Here is a 14,796-nt window from a genome sequence, read left to right as displayed (position 1 = left end):
ATTATAGATTAGACCCTCCGGAAATTTCAATCCGCTGGGCGGTAATCCAGCCTGCCGCGTCACTGCATAAAAAAGCAACAACACCACCTATATCTCCAGGAAGACCTACTCTTCCCAAAGCAGTCTGGGAAGCTAGTTGTCGATTCATTTCCTCATTGTCCCGAACGGCACCTCCCATAATATCGGTTTCAATTGCTCCGGGCGCTATTACATTAACCCTGATATTTCTTTTGCCTAACTCCTGTGCCTGGTATTTTGTCAAGGTTTCCATGGCGCCTTTCAATGCCGCGTACGCTGCAAAACCGGGCGTAGAGAATCGTGTAAGGCCCGAAGAAACGTTTACAATACCCCCGAACGGATTGATTTGTGACAATAGTTTTTGGGTGAGGAACAATGGTCCTCTAAGGTGTACATTTTCCATTTCTGTGAACTGCTTTTCAGTAAGATTTTCAAATTCTGTATAGTGGATAAATCCAGCATTGTTGATTAGGAAGTCAAATCTGTCTGTATTTAATTCAGATTGCAACTTGGCTATTAAAGTTTTTGAGAATCCATCAAATAGCGAAGAATTTGAAATATCAAGTTGAAGTGCAATTCCCTTTTGCCCGGTTGCTTCAATTTGTTTTACAACTTCTTCGGCTGCATCTTTTTGACTGTGATAAGTAAAAACGACATCAAGTCCATTTTTAGCAAGACTTAGGACGATATCTTTTCCTATACCCCGGCTTCCCCCGGTAATTATTGCAATTTTGTTTTGTGATGACATGCTTCTTTTTAATTTATTAATGTGAAGCAAAGGTATGTGGACAAAACATGGGGAATGAAGCCAAAGCCTTTATGTTTGTATCCAAAACCCATTTTCTTGAACGAGAAAAGACTTCAAGAAGAAAATTTTCCATTATAATTAGTAATGAGTGTAAAATAATAGCTGAAAGAAAGTAAGCGGTAGTGGATGCCCCGATACCTAGCTACCTAAAAAGAGCGGGCTTGAGATGGTATATATCCAATTAACGTCGACAAAGGCACTATTGTATCTCCACATCAAAATAACTTGGGCCAATAATCAGGAAAACAGGACATTACTAACTTAAACCGAGATACTGATGAACACACTACCAATTACACAGTTTTAGGTATCGCTGATTGCTTCGGGCATCGAGTATTGCAAGCCTTACCTGGGCAACGGAAACCGTAGGGAAGATTTATGTTCATGCAAACGGCAGGCCTGCGTTTGACAGTTTGGTCAACCGATTGACTACTGGTCAACTTGATGCTGTTGCAAAAATAACATGGAAAACTCCAGAGAAATTAATATCAGCTATTAAAAACTCCTTGACCTCCAAAATTATCGGCGAGGTTGATATTGTTGATTGTGTCCTAAACCATTCGGGCGTTTGGTCAGCGCATAAAGCATTAATAACGCATAAGGTTGTTGAGGTGGAGGTGCCGGTTTATAATTGGGTTTTAGCTAACCCGATGCTTCATGAGCAACCGATCCTCCAACATGTTAAAGCCGCTTCGTCACTTGTGAAATCTGAATGGCTTTTTGAGGTCGTTGGGAATGGGAAAGGATCTCCACCTAGTCCAAAAAGGCTATTTTTTAAAATCTCAATGATAATCAATTTTATAACATGAAAAAAATTATACTTTCAATCGTATTGTTATCGTTTCTAGCATCATGCGCTCAGAGGTTTTGTCCTGCTTATTCGTTTAAGCATAAAATTCGTGGAGGTGCAAGAACTGGATATTAAAACAAACATTTTATAGGCTAACCGCAAATCAGTTTTAGCGATGAAGAGTATGTTGCTTTTTGCGTGAACACCAAAAAAGCCACCGAATAAATCAGTGGCTTTGCTTTACCAAATATATATATTGCTTAAAAATGCAATCAAATAACGTTAAGGATTTATGTTTGTTTTAAAAAAATAAAAATATGTGATGATTGTGCTACTTTTCCCGGAATTCAACCCTGAGCATATCAGAATGCATTATCAGAGCTGATAGCGATGATTAAGATATTCGCCTTTCGTTACAGATTTTGGTGCAGGCACGGAATGAAAGCCATGCCGGTTAATATGATAGAAGTTAAACTAATATTCCCTAAAACCTAAGCGCGTAGTTAATGAATTCGTGATCAGTCATCATATCAAATTCATGATTCCCCTGCTACGCTGATAACAGGGGAATTAACTTTCCTCGCGAAAGATGAGAATCGCCAGCCATTGATTCTCAAGACACCATTGTCTGTTGCAATGTTATACAATCTCATTAATAAAACCAAAACTCATATATAATTTTACCCTGCCAAATCCATGACAGGATAAATACCGGCCAGGAAGTGTCATCCCACTAGCTTAGGGTTAAACCAAACGTAACAAAAAAGTGGGAAGTATTTATTACGGTAATAGCTAATGAACAGTATGAACAGCTAACATATTGATTTACTGAATGATTTCTCCCTTAGATGACATATTGTAGTAAAATATCCAATGACAAAAATGGCGATTCGAAATATCCATTTCAAACCGCCAATTAATCAATCTTAGTGTGTGCTGAATTCAGCTATTAGATAACGGTAAAAACAATAATTGGTTTTAACAAAAAAAGGCTATCTCGCGACAGCTTTAGTCTATTTTAACCAAATTTGAATGCCAATGTGTTAATGATTAAATAACCAGTGATCGATCAAAATGTTTCCAACAATTATTCATTTCTTTTAACCCGGATAAGTAAAACTGTGCTTTGAACGCGGCAATATTCTGCGCATGTGATTTCCGACGACAAAGAGAAGGGATTGTTTCATAAGATATGACTGCTCATTAAATCATCCCTTAGAAAATATGACCACCGAATCAGCATCAGGCTAAAGAATCGAAATGCTTTGACCGTATCATACTTAAAGAAGATGTGATAGATAGCGTGACCATATTTTGTTTTCAGATATGGCAAGCATAATGTACCATGCTATATTAAAAAAATAGGCTTGATTGTTGGAAGATCTAGGGAGGAAGCTAATGTCCAGTGTTCAGCCACCATTTTATTTTTCTCATTACTGTGGTGATAGCGGTTGGGGTACACAAGGATGAAGTATGGTCAATTTAAGATTGGTGATAGAGTTGCTCAAACAAAAGGATCTTTCTATGGTTTAGATTGCGAATATCCATAATTAAACCCATGAAAAACCTGTACCAATCCCCGATTTTCCTGTTGGCTTTTGTCGTCATGGTTATGCTCTTTATTGCTCCGACTTTTGCTCAGTCACAAACCGGAATGAATATGAAGGCCTATTCGGACTATAAAAAGGCAGATGCGGAACTAAATGTCGTGTACCAAAAAATCCTGAAAAGCTATTCGAAGGAAACTATTTTCATTAAAAAATTCAGGAATGCACAGCGGCTATGGATCCAGCTTCGTGATGCAGAACTGGCCGCAAAATACCCCAACAACGGAACCTATGGTTCGGTGGCACCTATGTGCGAGTCGATATACCTGGAAACGCTGACCAGAGAAAGAATTATATTCTTAAATGTTTGGGTCACGGGAATCCAGGAAGGTGAGGTTTGCCTGGGATCGGTCAGGATGAAATCATAGTACATTCCGGTCTTTCAGTAATGCATTAATCAATTTTATCAATTCCCTATATTTTTACCTAAAACGCCACTACCAATGACTTTATATCCGCTTCTAATGAGATTCTGTTGTCTAACCTTACTAATTAGTATATTCACCTGCTGTAAGAAAAAGGAAGATCAAACTCCACCCGAAGTAGATATGCCAACGGTAATTACAGGAAAGCTATACGGATCGCCTTTTACGGCAAAAGTGACATTGGAGCGTTATACAAAATTTGGTATGAATACCTACCGCCCCGAAGACCTGTTCAGTATATACCTTGCAGGAGATGAATCTAAAACCTGTAGCTCACCCTTGAGTGATTTTTCGATACGCCTGACGGTGCCAAAAAAAATAGGTACTTTTTCGGGCAATGATACCTATATCCTGGTTAATGATCCGGGTGACCCAAGCGGTCAGAATGGTTCATTATTCTCTTCTGAACAAACCATTATCACCATCAGTTCCATCACAGCGGATAAGGTTACGGGCCAAGTTAATGTGAAATGGCCGGAACAGAATATTGATTTTAAAGGACATTTTGAAGCTTATTACTGCAAATAGGAGGAGATGTTACATTTAATTTGGCTTCACTGCAGTGCAATCCAAAGATTTGTATCTCCCCTTGGATAAATCTGGCTCCAAGGTTATAACGCTAAGCTGATTCTTTATTCCATGGAAAGCAATGACTGGAATTAAAGAATGGAGATCGTAAGTCTGAAAGTTTAATTTCTACAAATGACAAGAATATTAATGAGCTGTTTATTTTTTTGGTTTAATATTTTAAACTGATCAGTTTAAAATATATCTTTGCAGCATCATGGGGAGAAATAAAGAATTTGATTATGAGCAGAAGCTGGATATAGCGCTGGAACTTTTCTGGACGCAAGGGTATCATGTGACTTCTATCACTGACCTGGAGCGCGAGATGGGGATTAATCGCAGCAGTATTTATCCTACTTACGGGGATAAAAAGGAGTTACTGCTCAAATGCCTGAGCAAGTACTTGAAAAGTAAAGTAGCTGAATATGCAGCCATTACAAAGGGTGCGCAAACTGATGCAATTGAAAACTTGAGGAGGATGTTTAGGCTGGCAGTCGACCAGAGTATCAAGGAAGGGAGGACCTGCCTGGCTGTGAAAATGGCTTTTGAAATATCGCTAGGCGATGAAGATGTCAGGCGGGTACTGTTGCGCAGTGAGAAGAAGATTGAGGAAATCTATTATAAAATTTTATTAGACGGACAGAGCGAGGGGTCTGTTAATAATAAACTGGATAGTAAACTGACGGCTGATTTTTTTGCGGCCTCTTCCAGTGCGCTATTTAAAAATTATGCTTTGAATAAAAACCGGAATGCGGTTTATGACATGATTGAGAACTTGATCAGCATGGTCAAAGTATAGGGTTTCTTTTTTTAAAATAATCAACAATAAATATTTTTTTAATCTTTTTTAAACTGACCAGTTTAATATGAATTTAAGTGTAAATAAAAAAGTGGCCTACATCGGATGTCTGGGCGTTATCGGAATTATCAGTACAGAATTTGGGGTGATTGGCATCTTGCCGCAGATTGCGGAATATTACCATATCAATATTGGTACGGCGGGTTACTTATTAAGCTTGTTTGCTTTGACTATTGCATTGACGGGCCCATTTATGGTTTTATATGCCTCGCGGTTTGATAAAAAGAAAATCATGCTTTATGCGTTGGGATTATTTTTGATTTCCAATGTGGGTTCGGCTTTCAGCCCACCGTTGTGGCTGCTGATGGTATTGCGGATTTTGCCGACCATTTTGCACCCGGCATTTTTTTCGATGGCGATCGCTGCGGCAGGTAAAGATGCTTCCCCTCAAATACAGATGCGTCTGACCAGTATCATCATTGGTGGTATAGCCCTGGCGCAGGTAACACTAATTCCCTTCACCACTTTTATCGCCAGTATTTATGCCTGGCAATTCAGTTATGTGATCCAGGCTTTGGTGATTTTGTTCACGTTGGCAATTCTTTATAAAGGACTGCCTGCTATGCCCAACACTGAAGAAAAGTCGTTTAAAAACCAGTTGAGTATACTGAAAAGGCCAAAGTTTATCGCGGGAACCGGGCTGAACTTATTTCTGATCACAGCCTGGTTTTGCTCATACAGTTATTTTGCGGATTATCTTTCCAAAGCGATGGGCTTAACGGATCCACAAATCAGCTATATGCTACTATTGTTTGGGGTGATGGGTGTAATCTCTAATTATCTGGCTGGCCGTCTATTAGGTAAATATATGATCAGTACGACGCTGTTTTTTCTTGCCGGTACTTTTCTGATGCCGTTTGCATTTCAGTATGTAACCCCTTCATTTTTTAATATTTCGCTGGTGGTAGGGTTTTGGGGAGTAATGTATGGACCTTGTTTTCTGATTGGGGTTGGATATATGGTTTCTGCGGCACAGGATGCGAAGGAATTTGCCAATAGCCTGCAGACTTCATTTGGAAATCTTGGGGTTTCACTTGGTACGGCAACCGGTGGCTGGTTTATCAGTTATTACGGGATAGCCGTTACGCCCTGGGTGGGAATTGGCTTTGGTTTGCTGGCTTTGGTGATGATTTTATGGAGGGCCTGGCTGGATAGGGTTTAAGTAGGCAGATCAATCCAGTTCTGCCACAAATTTAAGGTTCAGGTGCGGCACAAGAAGGAATTTCCGGCATAAACCTACCTGTGGCATCTTTAAGCTGTTCCTCCTTTTGCTTTGGCGCAGGAGACTGAACCTTTTACTGCACCATAATTCAATCTTAAATATTATGGAAAAGCAAATTTTTAAAGTTCCAGAATTGAAATCAGTTATCGTCCGGCGTTTAAACTTTCGGAAAAACCCAAGATAACTTCGTCTGATATCGCTTATGGGATATTGGATCAAAGTTGGGATCACAAGGATGGAGCTGCTGGAAGAGTTTAAGGTAGCTGTTGAACAGGCATAACAGGATACTTGGTGTGCTGAATGTACCCCGAGGTGGATTTTCAGAAGTCATGATTGATCCAATGGTTTGTTCTCGGGGGCGCTGAAAGCTTGTGCGAATGGTATTATTTAGCTCACAATCATCCGGGTTCGCAGCTCAGTCTGGATGAGGCGGATATCCGGCTGACCAGAAAAATAGTGGAGGGCGGGAAGCTATTGGGAATTGAGGTGCATGATCATATTATTTTTTCAGCCTATGGTTATTATAGGTTCGGGGATGAGTGGATGATGTGATTCATTAGTCCGTCGAAACCTATAAAAGATCCTGACTCGTACTGAATCAATTCAGCTCACTGCTGGCTTTGACTCTACTCAGCGTTTCGGGGCGCATCCCAAGATAGCTCGCCAGATATTTACCCGGAATTCTTTTATTGTTGCTGAACAGGGAACAGAATATTTGATATCGTGCTGAAGCATCAGGAATCCGGGAAAGGGCAGACTGCTGGTTGAGCTGGTATATTTTACTCATCATGAGGGTTTTTAATACGAAACCGGATTCCGGGCATTGATGTAATAGTTTTTTGATCAATGCGTGTGGCATGACAATCAATCTGCAGTCTTCTAATGCCTGAAGACGAAGTTGTTGTCCTTCAAGATAATGGTGTTTAAACAGGTCAGAGTCCAGCAGGTTTTCTTCACCCAGAAAATCCAGGGTAATATCTTTTCCCTGGTGCTCGATATATTTACGGATGAGTCCGGAAGACAAAAAGAATGTACTATCGGTGTCCTGCAACAATTGAGTAAGGTCCTCATGACGGCTCACCTCAAGAATATAGGCATCTGATCGGATCAGTTTTATAAATTTAGCGGAAAGTGGATGATTTGCCTTGCAATAGCTGATAAATGGTGTGACCATAGTCTTTCATTAGATAGGCAAGAATACTGTATTTTGTATCAAATTCAAAAAATAATAGACTTGATGACTGAATATTTACTACGAAGTTGGTAATTAAACTTCAGCCAACATTCCATTTCATTCATTAATTGGGTGATAACGGTTAGCAATATTAAAGGGCTGAAGTCTAATTAATTTAAGGATTTTGATGTGATAGGATGATTTTATTTGTAGCTGTTTTTTGTGTTTTGTTGTTATTTGGTATTGATCTTTGCTGCGGCACTTCGGATTCTGCTCAGGGTTTCCAGTCTCATGGCTAAAAAGGAAGCGATGTATTTAAGTGGTACCCGGTCCAGCAGATGATGGTAGGTGACCAGAAACCGTTCATAGCGTTTGGCAGCTGTTGGAAGCCTGGCGATGAAGGCACGTTCTGAGGCACCCTGGTAATAGATCTCGGTCATTTTTCGACCGACATAATTGGCAATTGAGAAATGTTCGTATAAGTATCTTGACATGGAATGGGGAACGGCGATAGCCAAAACAGGTTCAATGCTTTCAATGTATTCATCCGAATCTACTTCTTTCCAAAGGTTTCGGATGCTTCCTGCAAGTTCATTGTCCGCGGCAATCCAGGTCGTGATCTTTTGGTTTCCTGCTTTGATATATCCGTGCACGGCGCCTTTGATGATCAAAAATATATAACGGTTGCGTTTGAGTGGGGAGGCCAGGTGTTTTCCTTTTGCAAAAGCAACAGGAAATGTTTGTTCATTGATGATTTGTTCGATTTCCGGGTTGAGCGTATGGAAGGACTTAAAAACGGCGATGAGCGGCGATATGCCGCCGAAATTATCCCATTTATTGTCCCCAAATTCGTTTTTTAAGTTCATTTTATGCAAAAATAAAAAACTGCGTATTTTATGCAATAGCGTATTTAAGTATACAACTTTCGGTTGTTCAATGCAGCACAATTAACTTTAATAAGTAAGAAAGATGTATATATTTTGATCAGGATTACAATCATATTTTATTGAAAAAAATTACGTTAACACATTCTACTTATAGAGAATTAGCATAGGAAATTACTTGGCTGAGCATATTGCGATTCCAAGAATAGTCAAAGAGGAAAAGTGATATTTAAGATCGTAAAATTGCTGCTATGTTTAATCTTAATGATGACGCATTTGATAAATATGTAGCAGCAATAAAATAGAATTTGAGGAGCATAATCCTGATTTGGTGTTTGAATAAGAGTTTGAGTGGTGGAAGCAATTTTTGCCCATGATACAATTTTAATTAATGCTCCGGAAAATATTAAATGAAAGTAATTAAGAATAAAGTGAAAGACGATCTAAGAGTGGTAAAGTATTGCTCCTATGAATTTTTATCCATAGAATCGGAATCATTACAATTTAGACACTTCAGGTTTTCTAAAGCAACAAATTAATGCATTCGTAGCATAGAACTATGGGCCTTTATTCTCCACAAATTATTGATATTGTTTTGATTGTAGAAAATGATTTTAAAATCCTAAACCATTGAATCTACGTAACTACATTACGTCCCGGTCTTTAAGTTCATGAAAGCTAGAATAGAGATATATGAGAAAGGGAATAGTTTTGTCTTATAACAGAGATGTTAAATACGGGTTCATCAGAGATCTAAATGGTCAAAAAATTCGATTTTACAACGACGATGATCTGATAATTTTAAATGTAGGAGACTTGGTTCAGTTTGCGATTGGCGTGATAAAAAATAGGCCTTGTGCAGTGAATATCATGATGTTATGCCGTAATCAAAACAAAGTTGATGAATGCAATTAATCATTCTCCGAAGTACCATTGGATCGCTCCTGTGCTAGCTAATATAAGAACGATAACAACCACACCTTTTAATGTAGCTTTTTGCCATTCTTCCGGTGTATCATGATGCCTTATGATTTTGCCGACACCGAAATGTGCAATCAATACACATGATATGAGAAAAAACCAGAGGGTAGATATCATAGGTACAATATAGGAAGAATTTAGTTCAAAAGTTTTGGGCGCTCAGTTGTTCAGGGATACTGTTTTCTTGTTGGTTATAAACTTGTTATATAATTTTTTTTCTAAAAAGATATACAACTGCCTATTTTGTGCAATACCGTGTTTAAGTATAAAACTTTCGGTTGTTAAATGTTGAATTATACCTTATTGAAGAACGGTCCTTGTCGAAATTTAACCTATATAATTAAGAGCAGGACTTCAACATATAGGCAAGTGGATCAATAAAATAAATCCTCCAATCCCAGTTTTTTTATCCGCATACTGATTGCCGACCTGGAGCGGCCAAAGTGCAGCGCAAGATCCCCCGGGCTGTACCCATCGGCAAACATGATGGTGAGTTCATTATCCAGTTCCACTGTCCAGGATTGGTTAGCGGAGGAGGTATGTTGTTCGCGGTTAACTGATTTGGTATTGATCGCCTTTTTTTGAGAACCCTGGGATGTCTTCGCGTGAGGTTGTGATTCTTTGGGGGCTGCGATGAGATAGATTTGCGGGGAGGCGGGAAAATGTTTTGGAACCAGGGCTTCTGGGATATAAAGACCAGTTTTGGCCCGGGTGATGGCAACATATAATAGATTGATTTCTTCGTTCATCCGGACAAAATCTTCTGGCATGGCATTTTTGTCTTCCCTGAGCCTTCTCACTTTCTCTTCGGTTACGAAGTCATCGGCCAGAAGCACTGCATCATATTCCATTCCCTTACAGCGATGCACGGTGGAGAAGACGATTTCAGCTTTTGATTTATCTTTGTTTTCTACATGCTTTGCCTTTATGGCTTTGATCATGCCGGGTATAGCGTTACCATATTTTTCCACCAGTTCAATCATCATTGATAATTGTTTATCGCCGGTCTGCTCCACATATTCTTTCAGCGCTTTAATATCACGCATGGCGCTGATCAGCGGATCTTTGATCTGATTAGAATTTCGATTATGCAGGTTCAGGATATCATATAGTGATGCGCCTTCTTCCGCATAGGTGTAGGAGTTGATGTTGCCTTCAAAGTAGATATACCGGATGTTTTTCCTTTCGGTCACATACTCGTTTGCTTTGATGAGCAGTCCGAGATTTGTGCGTGCGATGACGGCATTGCTTTTAATTTTTTTTCCGCTGCCTTTTCCCAGTATGGTCATTGGGCGATGGGGCTCCAGGAGATTTTTCAATCGCAGGGTTTCCATTGCAAGGTTAGCAATGTCCTGTCCGAACCGGAAACTGGTGGAAAGGTGATAAGTTTTGAAATTAGCTTTCTCCAGGGAGTTGACGGCATAACGCCAGCTGTATATTTGCTGATGGGTATCGCCAACAATGACTTTAGTGGCATTTTGTTTTAAAAAGATATCCAGCATGGCAGGGGAGGAATCCTGCGCTTCGTCAAACAGGATGTAGTCAAAGCCAAGCTGGGGATGCTGAAGCTGGAATTTTTTCAGGTAAAAGTCGTGGGTGATTTCGATTTCACCGCGGTCCATTTTGCCCAGAAAAATTCTTGCCTGTGAAACAATGTATTCATAGTTTTCGGCGATAAGGATCTTAGCTGCTACATCCGCTGCAAGATCGAGGTAATTTAAGTGCTGGACTTTCGGCTTATCGCTGTTAGAGAAATAAGATATGAGTTTAAGTACGTGATTGGCGATTACTAATTCACTGTGCTTTTCTCCTGTACCTTTTAGTTTAAGAATGCCGGCAATTTCGTTTGTGGTATAATCCTGGTTTCTGACCTGGTATTTGCTGCGCATGACAATGTTGCGAAAGGCGAGGGAATGTGCGGTTTCCACATCAACGTTCTGTAAACCTTTTGCGGCGAATTTTTCGGCGGCTTCTACTTTTACAGCTTTGTTGAAGGCGAGGTATAAAATCCGGGAGTTGGATGGCCTTGTCCTGGCATACTCAATGATGGTGGTTGTTTTTCCTGATCCTGCAACCGCGTTAATTTTGATATGGCCAGTTGAATTGATGATATCTTTCTGCTGCCTGGTCCATTCCATCTTCAAAGGGTGTATTCTGTTTGGGTTTTGTAATGATGCAAGAATACGAATTTTGGCGTTGTTGTATGATCTTTATTTTCAATTGTTGTGGTGCTGGGGTTGCTGATGGTGGCTGGAATGGTGGTGGCTTGCGGTTGGTATTTCGGGAAGGGTGCACTTTATCAGTGAGCTGCTTTCGGTCATAAAATGTAAAACTCTCTGGCCGATGGTTTGAATTATTATCTTTAAGTTAAGCTAAATAAGAAGTTAGATAGTTAATAGATGGTGACTCAAGAGGGGTTTTGGCCATAAGTGACACGGGGAGAGCTTTTGGAACGGTTTGCAGATTTTGAGTGGTTTTGAGGTTTTGTTTAAGGAGGGGTTTTCCATATTTTGTATTTTTAGGAATAAAGCTTACTTTAGTCCCATATTAACATAACGCTCAGAACGCTCATCAAATTACGCCCTCTTCCAGTAATCATCCGTTGATCTTGTTTTCTTTTGTTACTGGCTAAGTAATCTGTTGTGAAGTGCTGATTGTTGAAATTATTGATTATTATTATAATAATTTTGAAATCTATATCATCATACATCTAACAACGATTTAAAAGTTTTCAATTTGTCTAATTAGTTAGATTTTAAGACGAGAATTCAGGAAGAGTGAATGTTAAAAATATTTTGATATGTTGCGAGTCAATTGTGTAAGAAATTGTCGCATTTTTGTTGAATTCAGGTATTGTATTTTGTGGTAGTTTGAAGATAAATTGAATTAGTCGTGCGACTTTTTAATTAATGCATTTTCTTTTAATGGAAGGCGTAAACTATAAAATATTGGAAAGTAATTTCTTTTAATGCCTATTTCAATTTTAACTTCTTTAATGTATTTTTTTATTAGGAAATTAAGACTCCAAAAAGAATTAAATGGTATCTTTTTTTGAGTCTTTTCATAATGCTAATTTTTAATGTGTTATTGCTACTAGTGATACATTACCTTTTTAATGTTGATTGTAAATGAAGTTGTGGCAGCCGAAATATACATTTTTACACCTCTTTAATACAATATACATTGTCTATTGTTTTAGTTGTAACCGTTTAGTTGTATTTAATGTCCATTATGATAATATATTTTCGACTGTTTGGTTTTCGGTAATGATGCCTTTCCTGTAAGCTGCCTATATCATCCAGTAGCTTTACCCGGAGAGAAAAAATAATCAACTCTATCATATCAGTCAAAGAATCGGGATTATTAGGTTTCAGACACGTTTATCTGTTCATGATGGGTATAGAAATACTTACCTGGTTCTTTTTTGCGCTTCTTTTAATGTCAAGTCCGATATAGCTGCAGGTGGATTTCGAGAAGGCTTGCAGCAATAAAGCCTTTCAAACGTTTACGCCTCCAAAACCGTCATCGATCAATTTCATCAGTTCATCTCAGCTAATGCTCAGGTTGATTTTCACATGCTGTTTGATATAATAATATTCGCAAAGGAGTTCACTACAACCTTAATCGATGGTTTTGATGAAAGCATTGTTGGTAGACTAACATGCTAACTAATACAATTACGTTGGAGTTATTGTTATATTTATCCTTCCCTGCGAAACAATTGCCCCGTTACCGGGTTAGCTTGTTATACAATACTTACAATTATGGGCCACACTGTGCCGCCGGTAAACCAACATCCCTTCTTGGCCGGAGGCGGAACCATGGGTGAGCTCATCAGAAATTTTTCATGGGATGAGACCTTGATTGGTGATCCGTCAGGGTGGCCACCATCGCTAAAAAACTCAGTGAGTATAATGCTGCATTCCCCATTCCCAATGCATATTACCTGGGGAGGAGAATTCTTGCAGCTTTATAATGATGCTTATCGGCCGATTCTCGGAACAAGCAAGCACCCCAGAGCATTAGGCATTCCTATATATGAAAGCTTTCCCGAAATATGGGATACGGTTGGACCTATGTTTTATGGAGTAATGAAGGGTACCCCGGTACGAATGAAGGACTTCAAGGTATTTCTTGACCGCAAAGGTTACATGGAAGAATGTTACTTCGATTTTGCCTACAGCCCGATTTTAGATGAGTTAGGAGAAATACGTGGGGTTTTAACCAATGTCTTGGAAACTACAGATAAAGTGAAGGCATTTGTTGAGCTAGAAAACACCAGAGAGGAATTGAGGGCATCTGAATTCCATGTTATTCAACAGAGAGATAGGTTGATGGAGTTCTTTATGGATTCGCCTGCCGGAATATGTATTCTGGACGGACCTGATTTGCGTTTTACCATGGTTAATCCGCTTTATCAACAATTTTTCCCGGGTCGTGAACTTATCGGCAAAACAGTAATCGAGGCTATTCCTGAAATTTCCAATGACCGGATAATTGACATTCTTGATCAGGTATTAAAGACGGGTAAAACCTACCATGGAATTGATGAATTAATCCCAATGTCCAAAAGATATGATGGGGCAGTGGAGGATCGTTTTTTTGACCTGACTTATCAGGCAAGGTTTGATGAGAAGATGGCTGTATCCGGCATAATGGTTTTTGCCATTGAAGTGACTGAACGAAAGAGGGAAGAGATCAGAAAAAATGAATTTATTGAAATCGTAAGTCACGAGCTCAAAACCCCGCTTACTTCCCTGACAGCTATTGTGCAGATTGCAGAATCCAAACTTCAAAAGGGATTGTCGGATAGCAGTTTTTTACTAGAGGCGATGAGTAAGGCTGGCTCCCAGTTAAAACGCATGTCTGCGATGATTGGCGGGTTTCTGAATGTATCTAGGTTAGAATCTGCACAGATACATCTAGGTAAAACAATTTTTGATTTTACTCAGCTTGTAATTGATGCCATGGATGAGCTCCAGTTATCTTCTTCCGGTCACCAATTGGAAATGGACTGCCGGGACGTGCATATGTTGGAAGCAGACAGGGAAAAGATGATTTCTGTTGTCACTAACCTGATGGCGAATGCTGTTAAATATTCACCTGAAGGTGGAAAGATCATTATGGACTGTTCCAAAAAAGAAAATGAGCTAATATTTTCCGTAAAGGATTCTGGTATTGGAATCTTGCCTGAAGATACTGAACGCATATTCGAGCGATATTATCGTGTGTCCAGTTCAGTCACAAAAAACATATCCGGTTTCGGAATCGGCTTATATCTAAGTGCGCAGATCGTCAAATTACATGGTGGAAGGATTTGGGTAGATAGCAAGCGGGGTGTTGGATCAGTATTCAGCGTTAGCTTGCCACTATCACATTAGCATATCTGTTACAACATGTTTTTGATCTCTGCTAATTATTCTTTAAGTCACCTTCATATTTCTTAATTAGTTTAATTTAT

The 14,796-nt window shown here is 39.3% G+C and carries 11 protein-coding genes; 7 read left to right on the top strand and 4 right to left on the bottom strand.

The genetic code is table 11. The features are described 5' to 3' along the window. Nucleotide 1 precedes the first annotated feature (1 nt). The gene (locus LUA91_RS07380) at nt 2-766 is read right to left on the bottom strand and encodes an SDR family NAD(P)-dependent oxidoreductase (protein ID WP_231425388.1); all 765 of its coding nucleotides are present in this window, start codon (nt 764-766) and stop codon (nt 2-4) included. Between the two features lie 485 nt (nt 767-1,251). Here LUA91_RS07380 and LUA91_RS07375 point away from each other — a divergent pair, with 485 nt between their 5' ends. The 6 genes from LUA91_RS07375 to LUA91_RS20740 all read left to right on the top strand — a co-directional run bounded on the left by LUA91_RS07375 (nt 1,252) and on the right by LUA91_RS20740 (nt 6,848). Beyond that, nucleotides 1,252-1,635 carry a hypothetical protein gene (locus tag LUA91_RS07375; RefSeq protein ID WP_231425387.1) on the top strand — a complete coding sequence of 128 codons (384 nt, stop codon included), beginning with the start codon at nt 1,252-1,254 and terminating at the stop codon, nt 1,633-1,635. A gap of 1,539 nt (nt 1,636-3,174) precedes the next feature. Then, nucleotides 3,175-3,591 carry a lysozyme inhibitor LprI family protein gene (locus LUA91_RS07370; protein ID WP_231425386.1) on the top strand — a complete coding sequence of 139 codons (417 nt, stop codon included), beginning with the start codon at nt 3,175-3,177 and terminating at the stop codon, nt 3,589-3,591. Between the two features lie 96 nt (nt 3,592-3,687). Continuing rightward, nucleotides 3,688-4,176: a hypothetical protein gene (locus LUA91_RS07365; protein ID WP_231425385.1), complete on the top strand. Its 489-nt coding sequence runs from the start codon at nt 3,688-3,690 to the stop codon at nt 4,174-4,176. A gap of 256 nt (nt 4,177-4,432) precedes the next feature. Further along, nucleotides 4,433-5,014, top strand: a complete 582-nt coding sequence (locus tag LUA91_RS07360; protein ID WP_231425384.1) for a TetR/AcrR family transcriptional regulator — start codon at nt 4,433-4,435, stop codon at nt 5,012-5,014. 67 nt (nt 5,015-5,081) lie between these two features. Further along, the gene (locus tag LUA91_RS07355) at nt 5,082-6,236 is read left to right on the top strand and encodes an MFS transporter (RefSeq protein WP_231425383.1); all 1,155 of its coding nucleotides are present in this window, start codon (nt 5,082-5,084) and stop codon (nt 6,234-6,236) included. A 393-nt stretch (nt 6,237-6,629) separates the two neighbouring features. Continuing rightward, the gene (locus LUA91_RS20740; protein ID WP_370633610.1) at nt 6,630-6,848 is read left to right on the top strand and encodes a JAB domain-containing protein; all 219 of its coding nucleotides are present in this window, start codon (nt 6,630-6,632) and stop codon (nt 6,846-6,848) included. Nucleotides 6,849-6,894: 46 nt separating this feature from the next. Here LUA91_RS20740 and LUA91_RS07350 read toward each other — a convergent pair whose 3' ends face one another. The 3 genes from LUA91_RS07350 to LUA91_RS07335 all read right to left on the bottom strand — a co-directional run bounded on the left by LUA91_RS07350 (nt 6,895) and on the right by LUA91_RS07335 (nt 11,473). Continuing rightward, nucleotides 6,895-7,470 (bottom strand): Crp/Fnr family transcriptional regulator, encoded by a 576-nt coding sequence (locus tag LUA91_RS07350; protein WP_231425382.1) that lies wholly within the window; start codon nt 7,468-7,470, stop codon nt 6,895-6,897. A gap of 233 nt (nt 7,471-7,703) precedes the next feature. Then, complete coding sequence (locus LUA91_RS07345; RefSeq protein WP_231425381.1) at nt 7,704-8,336, bottom strand: Crp/Fnr family transcriptional regulator; 633 nt, start codon at nt 8,334-8,336, stop codon at nt 7,704-7,706. Between the two features lie 1,373 nt (nt 8,337-9,709). Continuing rightward, entirely contained in the window at nt 9,710-11,473 is a 1,764-nt protein-coding gene (locus tag LUA91_RS07335) for a UvrD-helicase domain-containing protein (protein ID WP_231425379.1), read from the bottom strand. 1,626 nt (nt 11,474-13,099) lie between these two features. On the opposite strand from LUA91_RS07335, the gene LUA91_RS07330 reads away from it, so the two are divergent. After that, nucleotides 13,100-14,716, top strand: coding sequence for an ATP-binding protein (locus tag LUA91_RS07330; protein ID WP_231425378.1), 1,617 nt, complete (start codon nt 13,100-13,102; stop codon nt 14,714-14,716). The last annotated feature ends 80 nt before the right edge of the window (nt 14,717-14,796 follow it).

Source organism: Pedobacter sp. Leaf250 (genome assembly GCF_920984735.1).
GTDB lineage: Bacteria > Bacteroidota > Bacteroidia > Sphingobacteriales > Sphingobacteriaceae > Pedobacter.
This window is presented reverse-complemented; position numbering and strand designations above follow the sequence as displayed.

What these genes read in the sequence shown, in the direction of transcription:
- LUA91_RS07370 (WP_231425386.1), top strand. Translation starts at nt 3,175, where the DNA reads ATGAAAAACCTGTACCAATCCCCGATTTTCCTGTTGGCTTTTGTCGTC.
- LUA91_RS07355 (WP_231425383.1), top strand. Translation starts at nt 5,082, where the DNA reads ATGAATTTAAGTGTAAATAAAAAAGTGGCCTACATCGGATGTCTGGGC.
- LUA91_RS07345 (WP_231425381.1), bottom strand. Translation starts at nt 8,336, where the DNA reads ATGAACTTAAAAAACGAATTTGGGGACAATAAATGGGATAATTTCGGC.
- LUA91_RS07350 (WP_231425382.1), bottom strand. Translation starts at nt 7,470, where the DNA reads ATGGTCACACCATTTATCAGCTATTGCAAGGCAAATCATCCACTTTCC.
- LUA91_RS07380 (WP_231425388.1), bottom strand. Translation starts at nt 766, where the DNA reads ATGTCATCACAAAACAAAATTGCAATAATTACCGGGGGAAGCCGGGGT.
- LUA91_RS07335 (WP_231425379.1), bottom strand. Translation starts at nt 11,473, where the DNA reads ATGGAATGGACCAGGCAGCAGAAAGATATCATCAATTCAACTGGCCAT.
- LUA91_RS07365 (WP_231425385.1), top strand. Translation starts at nt 3,688, where the DNA reads ATGAGATTCTGTTGTCTAACCTTACTAATTAGTATATTCACCTGCTGT.
- LUA91_RS07330 (WP_231425378.1), top strand. Translation starts at nt 13,100, where the DNA reads ATGGGCCACACTGTGCCGCCGGTAAACCAACATCCCTTCTTGGCCGGA.
- LUA91_RS07360 (WP_231425384.1), top strand. Translation starts at nt 4,433, where the DNA reads ATGGGGAGAAATAAAGAATTTGATTATGAGCAGAAGCTGGATATAGCG.